Origin of the sequence: Aureimonas phyllosphaerae, from assembly GCF_047943035.1 — a bacterium.
GTDB lineage: Bacteria > Pseudomonadota > Alphaproteobacteria > Rhizobiales > Rhizobiaceae > Aureimonas > Aureimonas phyllosphaerae.
Genome location: NZ_CP181348.1, coordinates 2,437,301 through 2,454,165, shown reverse-complemented (window position 1 = coordinate 2,454,165; position 16,865 = coordinate 2,437,301). Strand labels below are relative to the sequence as shown.

Sequence of the window (16,865 nt, the reverse complement as noted above, 5' to 3'; positions counted from 1 at the left end):
ACGCCTCCAAGCCGACGAGCTTGGGGGCCTTCCACGATGGCATGGCTTGGAACTGGTAATGACGGGGGACGCCGCGAGCCGACTGGCCGCTGCCGAAAACAGGATCGCGGACCTGACGCGCGAGAACGAACGGCTCCGGTCCTGCGGGGCGCTCGACGGCGGCGTGGATGGTCACACGCCCCTATCCATAGCCGTCTATGAAACGCTGCTCGGCGGCGTATCCGACTCCGCTCTCATCGTAACCGACCCCGCCGGGCGGATCGTCGCCTGGAACGCGGCCGCGACCACGATCTTCGGCTGGGCGGCCGAGGAGGTCGTCGGCCAGTCCGCCAACCGCATCTTCCTGCCTGAGGACCGTGCGGCCGACCCGCTCGCGCGGGAGATGGCGACGGCCATCCGGGACGGTCGCGCCCGGGACGACCGATGGCTGCAGCGCGCCGACGGGTCGCGCTTCTTCGCGCGCGGCGAACTCGTGCCGATGCGCGGCCGCGACGGCGCGGCGACTGGCTTCCTGAAGATCCTGCGCGACCGGACCGAGGAGGAGCGCTCGCGCCTCGAGCTTGCCGCGAGCCGCGAGCGTTTGCAGTTCGCGCTCGACGCCTCGGCGTTGATCGGCACCTGGGACTGGATTATCCCCGAGGACATCATCTACGCCGATGCCCGCTTCGCCTCGCTCTACGGCGTCGACGAGACCGAGGCGGCATCCGGCCTCCCCCTTTCGGCCTATCTCCACGGCATCCACGCCGACGATCGGACCCGCGTCGGAGAGCTGATCCGCGACACCGTCGCCACGGGCGGCGTCTTCGAGTCCGAATACCGCACGGTCCGGCGCGACGGCGCGGTGCGCTGGGTCTACGCGCGCGGCCGCTGTTTCCTGAGCGACGCCGGCCGACCGGTGCGCTTTCCCGGTGCGGTCGTGGACATCACCCACGACAAGATGCGCGAGCGTCGCCAGGATGCGCTGTTGCGGCTCGGCGACGAGGGCGGCTTCGGCGAGGCGACGGACTACACGCTGAAGGCGCTTCATCTCCTCGGCGAAACGCTGGAGATCACGCGCGTCGGCTACGCCACGGTGGATCCGACCGAAACTTTCGCGACCGTCATCGGCGAGTGGACGATGCCCGGTCTTGTCCCGCTGGCCGGCCGCAAGCGGATCGCCGACTTCGGCACCCGGCTCGCCGACGCTCTGCGGCAGGGCATGACGGTCATCGAGGACGTGCGCCTCGACCCGATCACCGCCGATGGCGCCGCGGCCTGGGAGGCGATCGGCTCGCTGTCGATGATCAATCTGACGGTGCGCGAGAACGACCGGCTGCAGGTCATCCTGTATCTCCACCATTCCGCACCGCGTCGCTGGACGGCCGACGAGATCGGCTTCATCCGCGAGGTGCTGAACCGGGCCTGGACCTATACGCGCCGCCGCCAGGCCGAGCGCTCGCTGATCGAGACCGAAGCGCGGCTCCGGCTGGCGCACGAAGCCGCGGAGATGGGCACCTTCGACTACGATCTCGAGACCGGAACGATGGTCTGCGACGCGCGATGCCGCATCGTGTTCGGGATCGGCCCGGACGAGCCGGTGGGCTATTCCGCCACCTTCCGCCCGCGCATCCATCCCGAGGACCGGGATCGGGTGGAGGCCACCGTCCGTCGGACCATGGCCTCGGACGGCGATCCGAACTTCGATCTTCTTCTGCGCACGATCGGTCACGATCACTGCGCCACGCGGAACGTCCATGCGAGCGGCCGATGCGTTCGTGAGGACGGCAAGGCCGTGCGCATCGTCTGCGCGGTGCGCGACGTCACCGAAGCGAAGGAGGCCGAGGAGCGTCAGACGCTCCTGACACGCGAGCTTCAGCACCGCGTGAAGAACACGCTCGCCATGGTCAACGCGCTCGCCAACCAGACGCTGCGGCGCGCGTCCAGCGCACAGGAAGGGCTGACGGCCTTCTCCGCCCGCCTCCTCGCGCTCAGCCACGCGCACGACATCCTGACCCAGACGAGTTGGACCAGTGCGCCGATCGAGGCGATCGTCTCGCAGGCGCTGGCGACGCATGGCGGCGAGGACGAACGGATCACGTGGGACGGACCGGACATCCGGCTGACTGCGCGCCAGAGCCTCGCCCTCGCGCTCGCGCTCCACGAGCTCGCGACCAACGCCGCCAAATACGGCGCGCTTTCCGACGACGCGGGACGAGTGCGCATCGCCTGGCGCGTCGGTCCGGGCGAGGGCTGCCGGAGCCTGTGGCTCGAATGGCGGGAGGTCGACGGGCCGCCGGTCGTGGCGCCCGAGCGCAAGGGGTTCGGCTCGCGGCTCATCGAGCAGTCGCTCGCGGCGGAGTTCGCCGGCGAGGTCACGATGACCTATCACCCGGCTGGCCTCGTCTGCCTGATCGAGGCCGATCTCCAGAACGACCTCGACGACAGCGTGCTTCCCTCGACGCTCAGCGACGCCTGATCGGTCTCAGCCGGCGACGTCGATGACGCCGGCCTCGCCGTTCTCGGTCCCGAAGGCGAGGAAGCGGCCCTTCGCGTCCCAGGCGAGCGTGCGCGCGGCACCCGAGCCGCCCCGGCGCAAGAGCGCCTCCTTGGCGTCGGAGAATCGCACCGCGAGAATCATGCCGTCGGCGTAGCCGATCGCGACGACGTCGTCGGACGGGTGGCAGGCGACCGCGACCACCGTTGTGTCGCCCCGCGTGCCGAGTTCGAGCGGCGCCTTGCCCATCGGCCCGTCCTTGCCGGTGAATGGCCAGAGGATCGCGGCCGGCGCGCCGGAGGTCGCGAGGAACTTGCCCTTGGCCGACCAGGACAGGCTCTTCACCTTGCCGGGATAACCGGTCATGCGCATGTGCTTGCCGTCGTCGAGGCGCCAGCCGTGCAGGGCGTTTTCCTGCATGATGGTGACCAAGAAGCGCCCGTCCGGCGAGAAGGTGACGCCGGTATGGGCGCCCTTCCAGTCGAGTTCCTGCGCCTTGGCATCGGTGCCCGCGAAGAACAGCGACGCGCCGTCATAGCGCGCCGTCGCCAGCCGCAGCCCCTTGGGCGCGAAGGCCACGTCCTCGACCGTGCGCGCGTGCGCGAACTCGCGCACGTCCCCCTTGGCCCCCTTCACAAAGGCCGTTCGTCCGACCGCATAGCCGACCACGCCACCGGGGCCACCGGCCACGGACGAGATCCACTTCCGTCCGGCCGAAGCGATCTCGGCGGACAGGCGGTCGGGCGTCGTCTGGACGACGCGCCCATCCTCGCCGCCCGAAAGGAGCCGCGGCGCGAACGGGTCGAGGCGGGCGGACAGGAGCCCGCCCTTGTGCGCCTCGATCGCGGTCTCGCCGCCGGCGGGAAAGCGGATCGTGCCGTCCGACAGGGCGAAGACAGGCTCGTCCTTCAGGAAGGCGGCCGCCTCGACGTGGCCGTCGAAGGCGTAAGGGGCAATCTGCGGCATCAGGCGGGCGTGGCCTCACGGGTCTTGGCCGCGCAGGAGCGGAACTCCTCCTCCAACCGCTTGGCGTCGAGCTCACGCCCGATGAAGACGAGCCGGCTCTCTCGCGGCTCGCTCTCGCGCCATGGACGCTGGTGGTCGCCTTCGATGATCATATGGACGCCTTGGATCACGTAGCGGTCCGGGTCGCCCTTGAAGGCGATGATGCCCTTGAGACGGAGGATGTTCGGCCCTTCGGTCTGCGTCAGATTCTGGATCCAGGGGAAGAAGCGGTTCTGATCGAGCTCGCCGCCGCGCAGCGAGACCGACGTCACCGTCACGTCGTGGATCGGCGCGACCTCACCATGGTGGTGATGCCCGTGGTCGTGGTCGTGGTGATCATGACCGTGATGGTCATGTCCATGGTGGTCGTGGCCATGGTCATGGGCGTGATGGTCGTGGCCATGGTGGTCATGGTCGCAGTCCGGGCCGCAGACGTGGTCGTCGTGAGCGTGCGCGGCTTCCTCCAGGAAGTGCGGGTCCTGGTCGAGAACGCGGCTGAGGTCGAAGGCGCCCTGCCCGAGCACCCGGTCGAGCCGGATCGCGGAGCGCTCGGTCCGATGGATCACGGCCGACGGGTTGATCGCGCGCACCGTCGCCTCGACGCGGGCAAGTTCCTCGGCCGACACGAGGTCGGTCTTGTTGAGGAGAACGACGTCGGCGAAGGCGATCTGGTCTTCCGCCTCGCGCGAATCCTTCAGCCGCAGGCCGATGTGCTTGGCGTCCACCAGCGCCACCACGGCGTCAAGGCGCGTCTTCGAGCGCACGTCGTCGTCCATGAAGAAGGTCTGCGCCACCGGAACCGGGTCGGCGAGACCCGTCGTCTCGACGATGATCGCGTCGAAGCGGCCGGTCCGCTTCGTCAGGTTCTCGACCACGCGCACGAGATCGCCGCGCACGGTGCAGCAGATGCAGCCGTTGTTCATTTCGTAGATCTCTTCGTCGGTCTCGACGATGAGGTCGTTGTCGATGCCGATCTCGCCGAACTCGTTGACGATCACGGCGTAGCGCTTGCCGTGGTCCTCGGTGAGAATGCGGTTCAAGAGCGTCGTCTTGCCGGAGCCGAGATAGCCGGTGAGCACGGTGACGGGAATTTGGCCCTCGGTCGGGCGGGACGTGTCGGACATCGGGATGCCTCCTTGTCTGGAGCGCCCGATATAGGCCCGTCCTATCCGTTTTGCACGGGGGACGTTGGCCAATCCACGGCGGCGATATCGGCCAGGAACTCGACCAAGCGCGCGGACTGGTGGTCGAGGATCGCCTGGCCCATCGCGGCCGTGCCGAGCGTGGCGTTCCCGACGGTGCCGACGGGGTTGAGGTCTTCCGCCGCCCAGGCGAAGCCGAGGCGGCCGTGGGCGCGAAGGAGCCGGCGTTCCGCGAGAAGACGGCTTTGCAGCGAGGGCTGGTCGGCGATCTCGGCGGTGCGAACGAGATCGGGGCGAATCGCCAGCATCAGCGCGGTCTCGACCGCCCCGCCATGAATGCCGATCGCGATCTCTTCATCGGGGAGAAGCTCCGTCGGCAGGCCGAAGCGGGTCCACGAGGCGCTGGCGCACAGCAGCCCGTGCCGCTGCCGGAGGTCGAGCGCGGCGGCCTCCACGGCCTGCGTGTTGCCGCCGTGCGAGGAAACGATGGCAAGGCGCTGGAAGCCCGCGTTCGCCACGCCCTCGCCGAGGCGGACGATCGTCTCGGTCGCCGTACGCCATCCAAGAGACAGCGTGCCGGGAAAGGCGAGATGCTCGTCCGAGGCGCCGACCCGCAGCACCGGCAGGAAGACGGCCTCGAGACCGTCCGGCAGCGTCGCGATGGCCTGCGCCACCATCGCGTCGGCGATGATCGCATCGGTGCCGAGCGGCAGGTGCGCCCCGTGCTGCTCAACGGCGGCCACCGGCAGGACGGCGACGGCCCGTTCGAGCCGACCCTTTCGCGCGCGAAGCTCGGCGCTCGTCAGCTCTTCGAATCGATGCGCCAGCGGGATCATTTCGGCCTCATGTAGGGAGTGAGAGGCTTGTAGGGTCCGGAGGGGAATGGGGAAAGGGCGCGGCGTGGACAAGTCGGGATCGCCCGGTCATCCTCGCACCGGGATTCTCGACGGTGGGGCATGGGCGAGCGCAAGAAGAACAGGCCGGCGGTGGTGAGCGTCCAACTGACGCTGACGGCGCGCGCCGTGCGCAACGCCTTGTCCCACTCCTTGAGCGAGCGCGGCCTCTATCCCGGCCAGGACGCGGTGCTCATCGCGATCGCCGAGGAGAAGGACGGCATCTCCTTGCGCGATCTCGCCGACCGGCTTCAGGTCCGCCCGCCGACCGTGACCAAGACGATGACGCGCCTGTCGGCGCAGGGGATCGTCGAGCGCCGCCCCTCGCGGCTCGATGCGCGGCAGAGCTTCGTCCACCTCACCGAGAAGGGCTTCGGACTGGTCGCCGAGGTGAAGGCGGCCCGCGCCGCGGTCGAGAAGCGCGCGCTGAAGGGGGTGAAGGCGAAGGACGCACGGCGCCTGCGCAAGATGCTGAAGCGGATCGAGCGCAATTTCACGACGGACGGCACCGCCAATCCTCTGGAAGAGACCGAGGATTGATCGCCTCCGGTTGCGTCGGCGAAGGCCAGTCCTTACACCCGAACGATTGCTGTTCTCGCACGGACATGGAACGGGACTAGGTGGCGCAGAAGGTCAAACTGTCGACGATCGCGGAGCGGCTCGGCCTGTCGACGGCGACCGTCTCGCTGGCGCTGCGCGACAGTCCACTCGTCGCCGAGGTCACGCGCGAGCGCATTAAGGAAGAGGCGCGGACCTCGGGCTACATCTACAACCGCCGCGCCGCGAGCCTGCGCACGTCGAAGTCCGGGATCGTCGGCGTCTGCGTCCACGACATCATGAACCCGTTCTACGGCGAGATCCTGAAAGCGGTCGAGGACGAACTCGACCGCCAGCGCCAAACCTTCGTGCTGTGCAACCATTACGACGACCTGTCGAAGCAGCGCTCGTTCCTCGACACGATGCTGCAGCTCGGCGCCGACGGTCTGATCATGTCACCGGCGATCGGCACACCCGCCTCCGACATCCGTCTCGCCGAGGACAACGACCTGCCGGTCGCGCTCATCGCGCGAACCGTCGAGGGGTCGGGCGTCGCCTCCTTCCGCGGCGACGACGCCTACGGCATGTCGCTCGTCGTGCGCCACCTGATCGAGGAAGGCCATCGCAGCATCGCGCTCGTCGGCGGCACCGACCAGACCTCGACCGGCCGCGACCGCGCGCAAGGCTACCGCGACGCCCTGGAAGAGGCCGGCATCGCGTACCGGCCGGACTGGTGGATCAAGGGTCCCCGTTCCCGGCACCAGGGCTTCGATGCCGCCGCGGAATTCCTGGCCCTGCCGGGCTCGCCCCGCGCCGTGGTCTGCTTTTCCGACCTCGTGGCGCTCGGCCTGATGTACGGCCTGTCGCGCGCCGGGGTGCGGCCGGGCATCGACATCGCCGTCTGCGGCTACGACGATATCGACGAGGCGGCGATCGCCATGCCGCCGCTGACCACGGTCGCCAACGGTCAGGCCGAGGTCGGACACCGGGCGGCGGACGCGTTGCTCGCCCGCCTCAACGGCGCGCCGGCCGAGGAGCGCCTCGAACTCATCCGTCCCGAGTTGCGCGTGCGCCGGTCCAGCCTCGTGCGCTCCGACTCAACACTCCCCACCATCTGAAAGAAGCGAGCGCCCGCGTGCCCCAGCCCAACGACGACACCGTCCTCGTGTTCGGCCCCTTCAATGCCGACGGGATCGCCGAACTGGAGCGCCGTTTCGCGGTTCGCAAGCTGCAGAAGCGCGACCTTACCGAGTTGCCCGAGGCCGAGCGCGGCGCGATCCGGGCAGTGGCGGTCGCCGGGCACATCCCGAACGACGCAATCGACGCCCTTCCCCGTCTCGAGATCATCGCGCATTTCGGCGTCGGCTACGACGGCGTCGATGCGGCCTACGCGGCGTCCAAGGGCATCGCCGTCACCAACACGCCCGACGTTCTTACCGAGGAAGTCGCTGACACGACGCTCGGTCTCCTCCTGATGACGGTGCGCGAACTCGGACAGGCCGAAGCCCATGCGCGGGCCGGGCACTGGGAGGCCAAGGGCCCCTACCCGCTGACGCGCTTCAGTCTTCGCGGAAAGACTGTCGGCATCATGGGTCTCGGTCGCATCGGCCTCGCCATTGCGCGCCGCCTCGAAGCCTTCGGCCTCACGATTGCCTATCACAACCGCTCCCGGCGGAGCGACGTCTCCTACACCTACCATGACACGCTCGCGGGTCTGGCGAAGGCGGTCGACATCCTGATCGTCGCGGCGCCCGGCGGCGCCTCGACCGACAAGGCCGTCAACGCCGACGTGCTGAAGGCGCTCGGGTCCGACGGCATCTTCATCAACATCGGACGCGGTTCGACGGTCGACGAGCCGGCGCTCATCGCCGCGCTGAAGGACGGCACGATCGCGCGTGCCGGGCTCGACGTCTTCGCGGACGAGCCGCGCATCCCGGCCGAGCTTCTCGCCCTGCCCAACGCCGTCGTCCTTCCGCACGTCGCTTCCGCCTCGCGCGATACCCGCCGCGCCATGGGCGATCTCGTGGCCGACAACCTGTCGGCCTGGTTCGTAGGCGAGCCGCTGCCGACACCGGTCCCCGAAAGCGTCAAGGCCGGGCTGACGCACGCCAAGGTATCGTGATCGCAAGGGAGACTTATCTCCCTTTCGCATGATCCAGCCCCGGACTATGCTGCACTGCGATCATTCGCATCAGCATCATTCTGGGGGATACGGTTCATGCCCGTTCTCCGGCCACGAAAGCGTCGCAAGCTCACGCTCGCAGCGCTCGCCGCCCTTTTCTTCGTCGCCGTACCCGAGGCTCGGGCCGCGACCCTCGAAGACAGCCTACGCAGCGCCAGCGACTTGGCCCTTGCCGCCGCTGCCCGCCTCAACGCGCGGGTCGAAGCCGTGCGCGATCCCGGCATCACGGCGATGTCGGGCCTCGATCTCGACCTTCGGATCGACCGGACTCAGGTCGACCGCACGCTCGATCCGTTTCTCGACGCTCCGCAGCCGGACCTGCCGACGCTGTTCTGGGACAACGACTTCGAAGGCCGTCCCGCCCCCTCCAGCGAACTCGAGGTCAGCCGTCGGCTGACAAGCGACGGGAGCGGCGACGTCTGGGGCAGCGGCATCGTCGAGTTCGGTCGCGAAGCGGACGGCATGATCGCGGCGCGCCACTCGAGGGCCGACATCGCGACGGGCCTCGACGTGTCGCTCTCCGTTCGCGCGACCGCCGGCGCGGCGCTCGGCCTCAACCGTGCCACCATCGACGGCGCCGGCAGTCTCGACCTGCCGACGCTTTCGACCTACGGCACCATCGCGCCGACGCCGGACAGCTATCTCGACGTGACGGCGGGCGCCGGACCGCTTCGATCCGCGCCGGCGGGCGTCGGCCTTCCGATCGCATCGGGCGAGGCGGGGTTCGCAACCGCGACCTACGGCTCGCGCTTCGCCGTGGGTCCGCTGACCCTGTCGCCCTATGGCCGCATGGAAAGCGTGGTCGTGCGAGCCCTGCCGAGGGACGGCGCCTGGTCGGGCGCGCTTCTGGCAAGCCGCACCTCGGCCGTCACGGGGGTCAAGACCAGCCGTGTCATCCGCCGCCAGGGCGCGACGATCGCACCGGCCCTGCGGCTGGAGATGCGCCAGGACATCGCCCGCGCGCGTCCGCTCGGTCGCCGCGTCAGCCAAGAGTTGATGATCGCGCCCGAGATCGAGGCGGAACTTGCGCCGCACTGGACCGCGCGCCTGGAACACCGCTCCCATTTCGGCGGCGACGGCGACACGCGCTCGCTGCAGATCCGGCTGGAGACGACGTTCTGATCGCAAACGATCGTTAACCTTCAGGTAAGGCTAACGATGCGATACTCGGCCTCTGTCAGCCTGCCCCTCTGCCCATTCGGAAGCCTTCGTTTTCCGGGAGCCGCAGGCCGTTCAAGGGTTCGGTGCCGCTCGGCAACGCGGCGCATTCGGAGATTGGTCATGAGATTTGCAGCCGTGGCGCTGGGCGTCGGCTTCGTCGGTACGATCCTCGCCAACCTTCCCGCTCGCTCGGATGCGAACGCCGAGAGCCTGGTGTCGCTGATGCGACCTTCCGCCGAGATCACCGGCTCGATCGCACCGGCCGGCCCGCAGCCTGCGGCAGCCGTGCGTCTCATCGACCTGCGCAATGGTGCAACCTGCAAGATCGCGGGGCCCGCCGACGCCGCCGCCGGTTTCCGCCGCGCGCCGATCGGCCCGGACTGCGCCGCCTCGCCGGAACTCGCGCGCGTCGCCTACTGGAAGACGACCGGCGACGGCTCGCTGATCATGGCCGACGGTGGCGGCGAGACCGTGCTCGAATTCATTCCGGGCGACGGCGTGCTCTACGAGTCGATCTATCCGTCCAACGCGCTGATCACGATCGTCCCGGCGCGGAGCTGACGCACGCCGCACCTCATGGGCGAAGCTGCGATAGGGACCGGCGCTGCCGGCCCTTCGCGTCGAAGTTCTCCGGCTGAAGCCAAGCCTCAAAGCCGGCCTTCACCTTCGGCCACTCGGCATCGACGATGGAGAACCATGCCGTATCCCGGTTGCGGCCTTTGACGACCATGTGCTGCCGGAAGACACCCTCGAAGGCGAAGCCGAGCCGGGCCGCCGCGCGCTTAGACGGCATGTTCTGGTCGTTGCACTTCCATTCCAGCCGGCGATAGCCAAGCTCGTCGAAGACGCGCGAGAAAAGAAGAGCGAAAGCCTCCGTCGCCGCGCGCGTCTGCTGCAGTCGGGGCGACAGGCAGATGTGGCCGATTTCGATCACCCCGTTGGCGGGGTCGATGCGCATGAGCGCGGCGACCCCCTCCGCCCGGTTGGACGACGTCGGCACGATCGCGTGGAACATCGGGTCGGTGCCGAGATAGTTGGCGTTGGCAAAGCGCCCGAAGTCCTCGGCCGTCTCGAACGGTCCGTAAGCGAGGTAGTCCCAAAGCCGGTCGTGCCCCTCGAACGCTTGGCAGAGCTCCGCGAAGCGGCGCGCGTCGTGCATCGGCTCGACGCGGACATGCTCGCCGGTCACCACGCCCTGACCGGGCAATTCGCGCGGCTCCCAGTGCGACAGGTCGTGCGTGCTCATCGGGAATGGTCCTTCAGGAAGTCGAGGACATCGGCCCGCAATTGCCGGTTGCCAAGCGGCAGCGCCGTGGCGAACGAACTGACGGTGCCGATGTGGTCGAGGCCGGGGTAAAGGTTTTCCGACACCGGCACACCGGCCGCCCGCAGCCTGCGCGCAAGGGAGCGCATGTTCTCGGGATCGACCGTCGTGTCCTTGCCGCCGTGGGCGAGGAAGGTCGGCGGGTCGCCTCGTCCGACGAAGTTCACCGGCTGGCTCGCCTCGCGCAACGCCGGCGGGAAGATGCGCTTGTAGCGCTCCTCCTTGAGCGGCAGAAAATCGTATGGGCCGGACAGCCCGATGAAGCCGGCGACCGGTCTGCCTCCTGCCCGCGAGAGATAGCGCTTGTTGTAGGCGAGGAGCGCCGCGATCTGCGCGCCGGCGGAGTGCCCCATCAGGAATAGTGGGTGCGACCCGGCCGCCAAGCCCGCGCCGCCGGTCTCACCGAGCTTGCGGACCGCGGCCACGGCGCGCGCGCCGTCCTCTACGAAGCCGGGGAAGAGGACATCCGGATAGACGCGATAGTCGGGGATCGCGACGATATAGCCGGCGGATGCCAGCGACTGGCCGACGAACGGGTAGATCGACTTCGAGCCGGAGTCCCAGCTCCCACCGTAGATGAACACGACGATGGGCGTCGCCGGCCCCGCCCCGTACGGAACGTAGAGGTCGAGCGTTCCGCGATCGCCCGGCATATAGCGAAGGTTTCGAACCGTCTCATAGCCGGCGCGGCTGGTGACGGAGTTGAGAAGCGCGGCGCCTGAGCAGGCCGACAGGAAGCCGGCCAGCGACAGGAGGAGAAGCAGTCTGGGAAGGGAGCGCAAGGGCAATCGCAGGACCAGGGGTCGAAGGTCCTGCAGAAGATGGAACAGGCGGACGCGGCGGCCAGACGCCGGCTACCGCGCCGATCGCCTCAGCGCCGGGCGAGACCCGCAGCCTCTCGCGCGAGCGCGGTGATCTCTTCGAAGCGACCAGCCGACACGAAGTCCTTCGGCGCCACCCACGAACCGCCGACGCAGACGACGTTCGGCAGCGCCAGATACTCGCCGACGTTCTTCGGGCTGACGCCGCCCGTCGGGCAGAATCGGATGCCCTGAAACACTGGCGCCAGCGCCTTGAGATAGGGGATGCCGCCGAGCTGTTCGGCCGGGAAGAATTTCAGGATCTCGTAGCCTTCCTCGATCATCGCCATCAGTTCGCTCGGCGTCGCGGCGCCGGGAAGGAGCGGCACGTCGGACGTCTTGGCGGCATCCAGCACCTCGTGCGTCGTGCCCGGCGAAACGATGAAGCGGGCGCCCGCCTCCACCGCCTGATCGAACTGGCGCGGAGTCAGGATCGTGCCGGCGCCGCAGACCGCTTCGGGGACCTCGGCGGAGATCGCCTTGATCGCGTCGAGCGCCGCCGGGGTGCGCAAGGTCACCTCGATTCCGGGCAGGCCACCCGCGGCCAGGGCGCGAGCGAGCTTCACGCCGTCGGCGGCGCTGTCGACCGCAACCACCGGCATCACCGGCTGGCGCGTCAGAATGTCCATCAGGGCATGGGTCTTCTGGGTCATGAGCGGTCCGGTCCTTGCGTCGACGGGTGGAGCTGACGGTGGTTTAGCCGATGCGCCCGCCGCCCGAAACCCGGCATTCAATCGATTTGCTAGCGGCCGACGCCCATGCCGGAGCGAAAGCGTTCCCACCAGGACGGCGGCTGAAGATCGCGTTCCGCCGGGGCGTCCAGAACCGCCAGAAACGTCTCGCACCAGTTGTGAGCGGTGTTGGAGAAGACCCGCGCCCGCATCGCCTCGTGCCGGCGCTGACGCTCCTCGAGTGGCATCGTCAGCGCCTGCTTCAGCGCGCGCACGAGATCGTCGGGCGAATAGGGATTGACGATCAGCGCCTCGGGCAGCTCGGCGCGGGCTCCGGCAAAGCGCGACAGGATCAGGACGCCGGGATTGGCGCGGTCCTGCGCCGCCACGAACTCCTTGGCGACGAGGTTCATGCCGTCGCGCAACGGCGTCACCATGCAGATCTGCGCGGCGCGATAGATGCCCGCGAGAGCCCGGCGCGTGAAGCCGTTGACCAGAATCTGGATCGGGTTCCAGTCGAGCGTCGCGAAGCGGCCGTTGATGTTGCCGGCGAGCCCCTCCAGCTCGACGCGCAGGTCGGCGTAGGCTTCGACCTCGCCGCGCGAGACCGGCGCGACCTGCAGGAACTGGGTCTGGCCGCGAAGGTCGGGGTTGTCCTCAAGAAGCAATTCGAAGCCGCGAAAGCGTTCCACGATGCCCTTGGAATAGTCCATCCGGTCGACGCCCACGATCTGGTGGCGGCCGTGGGAGATGTTCTCGACCATCGTCTGATGCTCGCGCGCCTCGTCGGAAACCGCGAACTCGGCGAAGCCTTCGGCGTCGATGCCGATCGGAAAGGCGGATGCGCGAACGATGCGTCCGTCGGAGGTGCGCACGCGGTCGCCGTCGAGGTCCTCGGCCCCGAACTCCTGCACGCAGAAGTCCACGAAGTTGCGCCGGTCGTTGTCGGTCTGGAAGCCGATGACGTCGTAGGCGAGCATGGCGCGCACGAGGTCCTGGCTGGCGGGAAGCGCCGTCATCATGTCCGGCGGACAGAAAGGGATGTGGAGGAAGAAGCCGAGGCGGCCATCGTAGCCCGCCTTGCGCAGGTCCTGGCCGAGGAAGAAGAAGTGATAGTCGTGAACCCAGACGAGGTCGTCGGTCTGGAGGAGCGGCTTCAGGCGCTCGGCGAAGCGCTGATTGACCGCGCGATAGACGCGCTCGGATTCCCGGTCGAAGGCGGCGATGTCGAGCCGGTAGTGCAGCAGCGGCCAGAGCGAACGGTTGGCATATCCGAAGTAGAAGCCCTCGATCTCCTCCTCCGACAAGTCGATCGTCTTCAGCGCCGTGTGGCCGTGCTCCTCGACGCGTAGCTCGCTGTGCGAGCCCTCTTCGGTAATCTCCCCGCTCCAGCCGAACCAGACGCCGCCCCGGCGCCGCAGCGCATCGGCCAGCCCCACCGCCAATCCCCCTGCCTTCCCCTCGTCGCTGAGAGGGCCGACCCGGTTCGATACGACGACCAGGCGATGATTGTCCCCTGCCATGCCTAAGATGCCTCTTTCATGCTGTCCTCGCCTGTCACCGGCTCCACCCCGAGCCAGCGATGGACGGAATCGACGCAGGCGAGCCGGAAATCCGCCTCGCTCGGGCCGTCACCCACCTTGATCGAAACACCGTTCAGCGCCTTCACGGCCGCAAAGCCGAACTCGTCCGTCGTATCGTCGCCGATGTAGATCGGTACGCGCCCGACGAACGGCTCGCGCGTCATGAACGCAGCGATCGCCTTGCCCTTGTCCATCCCGGCGAGATGGACCTCGACGATGTTGTCGCCCCGCATCACCGCGAAGCCCGGCTCGTCCTGGACGGCGCGGGTGACGAGTTCGCGCGCCACGGGTTCGAGTTCGGGATAGCCGCGATAGTGGATCACGAGGCCGGTGCCCTTGTCCTCCAGCCGGAGCCGAGGCTCCTCGGTGACGCCGATCGAAAGAACGAGGCGGATCGCATCCAGGGCCGCGGGCCCGGCCAGCGGGATCACCTCACCGTCCGGCGCCTCGCGGCGCTCGAGCCCATGGACGCCGGCCGCCGCAAAGCGCAGCGGCGCGAGGATGTGGGCGAGGTCGGCGATGCGGCGCCCGCTGATGACAGCAAAGGCGCCGTCGCAGGCGGACTGGATCGCGGCGAGCCGCTCCACCGCATGAGGCGCGATGTAAACGTCCTCCGGCCTGTCGACGAGTTCGACAAGCGTCCCATCGAAATCGAGGAACAAAGCGTGACGAGCGGGATCGAGCGAAGGCGGGAGATTCATGGGCCCCAAGATAGGGGAAACGAAAGGCCTGCCTACCCGTCTTCTCGCTCGCGCGTCACGCTTAGCCGCCCATCATTCTCCCCGACCTCATCCCACGCGCCGAGGTTGCGACGAAGATGCCGGATGCAAGCGCAGAGCCAGCTACGATCCGCTTGCGCCACGGAAGAGGGCGAATGGAATGGACGACCTGACGAAGCGCATCCAGGCACGACTGATCGAGCGCGGCTACGATCCCGGCTCCGCGGACGGGATCTGGGGACGGCGCACCATTGCGGCCGTGCGAGCCTTCCAGCGCGACCAGTTGCTCGCGGCGGACGGCATCGTCGGGCCCCAGACCCGCGCCCGACTGTTCGGAGCGGCTTCCCCGCCCTCCCCCGATCATCTTCCCTGGATGGCAGAAGCCCGCCGATTGATGGGCACGCGCGAAGTGCCCGGGCCCGGCAGCAACCTCGTGATCGAGGACTGGGCGAAGGAGCTCGGCATTCCCTATCGCGGCGACGACGTGCCGTGGTGCGGACTTTTCGTGGCCCACTGCGTCGGGGCCACCCTGCCGGACGAGGTGCTGCCGGCCCATCCCTTGGGCGCGCGCAACTGGTCGCGGTTCGGCACGGCGTGCGAGCCGGGGCTGGGAAGCATCCTCGTCTTCTGGCGGGAAAGCCGGGCGAGCGGCAAAGGCCATGTCGGCTTCTACGCGGGTGAGGACGCGGCCGGGCTTTACGTCCTCGGCGGCAATCAGAGCGATGTTGTGAACATCAAGCGCCTGCCCCGTTCGCAATGTCTCGGCGCACGCTGGCCCGCCAGCGCGCCCGGCGGGAACCCAAGGATCGTCCGGATGACGCTGCCCGGCGGCGGTTTCGAGACGGCTCTCGCGTAGGATATGGGAAAGCCGGCCCCTCGAGCGGCGGGACCGGCTTTCATGACGTTCTCTACGGTTTTCAGGCCGCTTCGGTCAGGCGCTCGGCTTCGGCGCGCACCTCGGGCACCGACTTCAGCTCCGGCCGCACGAAGACACCGGGCGCCGCGTAGTCGCCCGCCACCTCGGCCGCGATCGTGTCGGCGGTGATCGCCGACAGCGTCCAGCCGAGATGGCCGTGACCGGTGTTGTAGTAGACGCCCTTCGCCTTGCCGCGGCCGACGCGGGGCATCATGTCGGGCATCATCGGGCGCAGGCCTGCCCAGGGCACGACCGAGGCGGTGGAGACGCCGGGGAAGCGGTGGCGGCACCAGTCGACCAGCGGCTTGATGCGATCCATGCGAATGTCGCGGTTCTCGCCCGCAAACTCCGCCGTGCCCGCGATGCGCAGCCGGTCGGGACCGAGACGGCTGGTCACGATCTTGGCCTTGTCGTCCAGCAGCGACACGTAAGGGGCACCCTCGCGGCTCGCCTCGTCCGTCAGGTTCACCGTGATCGAGTAGCCCTTCACCGGGTAGACGTTCACGCGGTCGCCCAGCTGGCTCGCGAAGCGGCGGCTGGCGACACCGGCGCACACCACCACGGCATCGAAGTCCTCGCGGACCGATTCGCCTTCGCTGCCGACGGTCCGCGAGAACACGGCCGCGCCGCCTTCGGTGCGCATCGAAAGCTGCGTCACATCGGCCTCGTAGCGGATCTTGCCGCCGCGGCGCACCACGGCGTCGGCAAGGCCCCGCGTGTACTTGTGAATGTCACCGGTGAAATCGGATTCGGTGAAGAAGCCGCCATGGAACGTGCCGGCGAGCGCCGGCTCGATCGCGTGGATCTCGGCATCGGTCAGGCTGCGGCGCTCGAGCCCGCCCTTGGCGTAGAGCTGGCTGACGCGCGAGGCATGCTCGAACTCGGACTTCGACTCGTAGACATGCAGGATGCCGCGCTTCACGAGGTCGAACTCGAACCCTTCGCGCTCGGCCATCTCGATGAGATGCCGGCGAGCCGCGATCGCGAGCTTCACGGTCGCGACGGTGTTCTCCTCGTAGGAGCGCGCGGCCAGCACGAACTCGGCCATCCAGGACAGCTTGTGCCAAGTCGGCGCGGGGTGGACGAGAAGCGGCGCGTCCTTCTTGAGCATCCACTTGATGCCCTTGATGAAGGTCGACGGCGAGTTCCAGACCTCGGCGTTGGAGGCCGACAGCTGGCCGCCGTTGGCGAACGAGGTCTCCATGGCCGAATAGGCGTTCCGGTCGAAGACCGTGACGTCGAGGCCCTGCGAGAGAAGCTTGTATGCGGTGGTGATGCCGGTGATGCCGGCGCCGATAACGGCCACTGAGGTCACGACAGGTCCTTTCCCCGCACTATCGCGGGTTGCCTTCGTGCCCCTCCGTCACTGGCCTGAGAGTTTCACGGCGGGGAAGCATTC

General features: G+C 68.4%; 16 protein-coding genes. 7 read left to right on the top strand and 9 right to left on the bottom strand.

Annotation, left to right across the window (positions count from 1 at the left end):
• The first annotated feature begins 58 nt into the window (after nucleotides 1-58).
• On the top strand, nucleotides 59-2,455 hold the full coding sequence (locus ACLNGM_RS11535) for a PAS domain S-box protein (protein WP_416355033.1): 2,397 nt from the start codon (nucleotides 59-61) through the stop codon (nucleotides 2,453-2,455).
• A gap of 6 nt (nucleotides 2,456-2,461) precedes the next feature.
• On the opposite strand, the gene ACLNGM_RS11530 is transcribed toward ACLNGM_RS11535, so the two are convergent.
• From ACLNGM_RS11530 to ACLNGM_RS11520, 3 genes are read right to left on the bottom strand one after another with little or no spacing between them, the layout of a single operon-like run.
• Nucleotides 2,462-3,439: a WD40 repeat domain-containing protein gene (locus ACLNGM_RS11530; RefSeq protein WP_416355032.1), complete on the bottom strand. Its 978-nt coding sequence runs from the start codon at nucleotides 3,437-3,439 to the stop codon at nucleotides 2,462-2,464.
• Nucleotides 3,439-4,602 carry a CobW family GTP-binding protein gene (locus ACLNGM_RS11525; RefSeq protein ID WP_416355031.1) on the bottom strand — a complete coding sequence of 388 codons (1,164 nt, stop codon included), beginning with the start codon at nucleotides 4,600-4,602 and terminating at the stop codon, nucleotides 3,439-3,441. The genes ACLNGM_RS11530 and ACLNGM_RS11525 overlap by 1 nt, the downstream gene beginning before the upstream one ends.
• A gap of 41 nt (nucleotides 4,603-4,643) precedes the next feature.
• Nucleotides 4,644-5,456 (bottom strand): creatininase family protein, encoded by an 813-nt coding sequence (locus ACLNGM_RS11520; protein ID WP_416355030.1) that lies wholly within the window; start codon nucleotides 5,454-5,456, stop codon nucleotides 4,644-4,646.
• A 120-nt stretch (nucleotides 5,457-5,576) separates the two neighbouring features.
• On the opposite strand from ACLNGM_RS11520, the gene ACLNGM_RS11515 reads away from it, so the two are divergent.
• From ACLNGM_RS11515 to ACLNGM_RS11495, 5 genes are all read left to right on the top strand, one after another.
• Nucleotides 5,577-6,053 (top strand): MarR family winged helix-turn-helix transcriptional regulator, encoded by a 477-nt coding sequence (locus ACLNGM_RS11515; protein ID WP_416355029.1) that lies wholly within the window; start codon nucleotides 5,577-5,579, stop codon nucleotides 6,051-6,053.
• Between the two features lie 80 nt (nucleotides 6,054-6,133).
• Nucleotides 6,134-7,168, top strand: a complete 1,035-nt coding sequence (locus ACLNGM_RS11510; RefSeq protein WP_416355028.1) for a LacI family DNA-binding transcriptional regulator — start codon at nucleotides 6,134-6,136, stop codon at nucleotides 7,166-7,168.
• Between the two features lie 17 nt (nucleotides 7,169-7,185).
• The gene (locus tag ACLNGM_RS11505) at nucleotides 7,186-8,172 is read left to right on the top strand and encodes a 2-hydroxyacid dehydrogenase (protein WP_416355027.1); all 987 of its coding nucleotides are present in this window, start codon (nucleotides 7,186-7,188) and stop codon (nucleotides 8,170-8,172) included.
• A gap of 96 nt (nucleotides 8,173-8,268) precedes the next feature.
• On the top strand, nucleotides 8,269-9,354 hold the full coding sequence (locus tag ACLNGM_RS11500) for an autotransporter outer membrane beta-barrel domain-containing protein (protein WP_416355026.1): 1,086 nt from the start codon (nucleotides 8,269-8,271) through the stop codon (nucleotides 9,352-9,354).
• A gap of 159 nt (nucleotides 9,355-9,513) precedes the next feature.
• Nucleotides 9,514-9,954 (top strand): hypothetical protein, encoded by a 441-nt coding sequence (locus ACLNGM_RS11495; RefSeq protein ID WP_090960718.1) that lies wholly within the window; start codon nucleotides 9,514-9,516, stop codon nucleotides 9,952-9,954.
• Between the two features lie 13 nt (nucleotides 9,955-9,967).
• On the opposite strand, the gene ACLNGM_RS11490 is transcribed toward ACLNGM_RS11495, so the two are convergent.
• The 5 genes from ACLNGM_RS11490 to otsB all read right to left on the bottom strand — a co-directional run bounded on the left by ACLNGM_RS11490 (nucleotide 9,968) and on the right by otsB (nucleotide 14,532).
• Nucleotides 9,968-10,639 (bottom strand): GNAT family N-acetyltransferase, encoded by a 672-nt coding sequence (locus ACLNGM_RS11490; protein WP_416355025.1) that lies wholly within the window; start codon nucleotides 10,637-10,639, stop codon nucleotides 9,968-9,970.
• Nucleotides 10,636-11,499: an alpha/beta hydrolase gene (locus ACLNGM_RS11485; protein ID WP_416355024.1), complete on the bottom strand. Its 864-nt coding sequence runs from the start codon at nucleotides 11,497-11,499 to the stop codon at nucleotides 10,636-10,638. Before ACLNGM_RS11485 ends, ACLNGM_RS11490 begins: the two co-directional genes overlap by 4 nt.
• Nucleotides 11,500-11,588: 89 nt before the next feature.
• Nucleotides 11,589-12,230 (bottom strand): 2-dehydro-3-deoxy-phosphogluconate aldolase, encoded by a 642-nt coding sequence (locus tag ACLNGM_RS11480; RefSeq protein ID WP_416355023.1) that lies wholly within the window; start codon nucleotides 12,228-12,230, stop codon nucleotides 11,589-11,591.
• An 89-nt stretch (nucleotides 12,231-12,319) separates the two neighbouring features.
• Nucleotides 12,320-13,771, bottom strand: coding sequence for an alpha,alpha-trehalose-phosphate synthase (UDP-forming) (locus ACLNGM_RS11475; protein ID WP_416355022.1), 1,452 nt, complete (start codon nucleotides 13,769-13,771; stop codon nucleotides 12,320-12,322).
• 2 nt (nucleotides 13,772-13,773) lie between these two features.
• The gene (otsB, locus tag ACLNGM_RS11470; RefSeq protein WP_416355021.1) at nucleotides 13,774-14,532 is read right to left on the bottom strand and encodes a trehalose-phosphatase; all 759 of its coding nucleotides are present in this window, start codon (nucleotides 14,530-14,532) and stop codon (nucleotides 13,774-13,776) included.
• 178 nt (nucleotides 14,533-14,710) lie between these two features.
• Between otsB and ACLNGM_RS11465 the strand changes: the two genes are divergently transcribed.
• Complete coding sequence (locus ACLNGM_RS11465) at nucleotides 14,711-15,406, top strand: TIGR02594 family protein (protein WP_416355020.1); 696 nt, start codon at nucleotides 14,711-14,713, stop codon at nucleotides 15,404-15,406.
• Between the two features lie 61 nt (nucleotides 15,407-15,467).
• Here the strand turns inward: ACLNGM_RS11465 and ACLNGM_RS11460 are convergent, their stop codons facing one another.
• On the bottom strand, nucleotides 15,468-16,781 hold the full coding sequence (locus ACLNGM_RS11460) for a D-amino acid dehydrogenase (RefSeq protein WP_416355019.1): 1,314 nt from the start codon (nucleotides 16,779-16,781) through the stop codon (nucleotides 15,468-15,470).
• Between the last annotated feature and the right edge of the window lie 84 nt (nucleotides 16,782-16,865).

Coding starts and splice junctions, on each gene's coding strand:
- ACLNGM_RS11475 (WP_416355022.1), bottom strand. CDS start 13,771: ATGGCAGGGGACAATCATCGCCTGGTCGTCGTATCGAACCGGGTCGGC.
- ACLNGM_RS11515 (WP_416355029.1), top strand. CDS start 5,577: ATGGGCGAGCGCAAGAAGAACAGGCCGGCGGTGGTGAGCGTCCAACTG.
- ACLNGM_RS11530 (WP_416355032.1), bottom strand. CDS start 3,439: ATGCCGCAGATTGCCCCTTACGCCTTCGACGGCCACGTCGAGGCGGCC.
- ACLNGM_RS11480 (WP_416355023.1), bottom strand. CDS start 12,230: ATGACCCAGAAGACCCATGCCCTGATGGACATTCTGACGCGCCAGCCG.
- ACLNGM_RS11525 (WP_416355031.1), bottom strand. CDS start 4,602: ATGTCCGACACGTCCCGCCCGACCGAGGGCCAAATTCCCGTCACCGTG.
- ACLNGM_RS11490 (WP_416355025.1), bottom strand. CDS start 10,639: ATGAGCACGCACGACCTGTCGCACTGGGAGCCGCGCGAATTGCCCGGT.
- ACLNGM_RS11465 (WP_416355020.1), top strand. CDS start 14,711: ATGGACGACCTGACGAAGCGCATCCAGGCACGACTGATCGAGCGCGGC.
- ACLNGM_RS11500 (WP_416355026.1), top strand. CDS start 8,269: ATGCCCGTTCTCCGGCCACGAAAGCGTCGCAAGCTCACGCTCGCAGCG.
- ACLNGM_RS11520 (WP_416355030.1), bottom strand. CDS start 5,456: ATGATCCCGCTGGCGCATCGATTCGAAGAGCTGACGAGCGCCGAGCTT.
- ACLNGM_RS11535 (WP_416355033.1), top strand. CDS start 59: ATGACGGGGGACGCCGCGAGCCGACTGGCCGCTGCCGAAAACAGGATC.
- otsB (WP_416355021.1), bottom strand. CDS start 14,532: ATGAATCTCCCGCCTTCGCTCGATCCCGCTCGTCACGCTTTGTTCCTC.
- ACLNGM_RS11495 (WP_090960718.1), top strand. CDS start 9,514: ATGAGATTTGCAGCCGTGGCGCTGGGCGTCGGCTTCGTCGGTACGATC.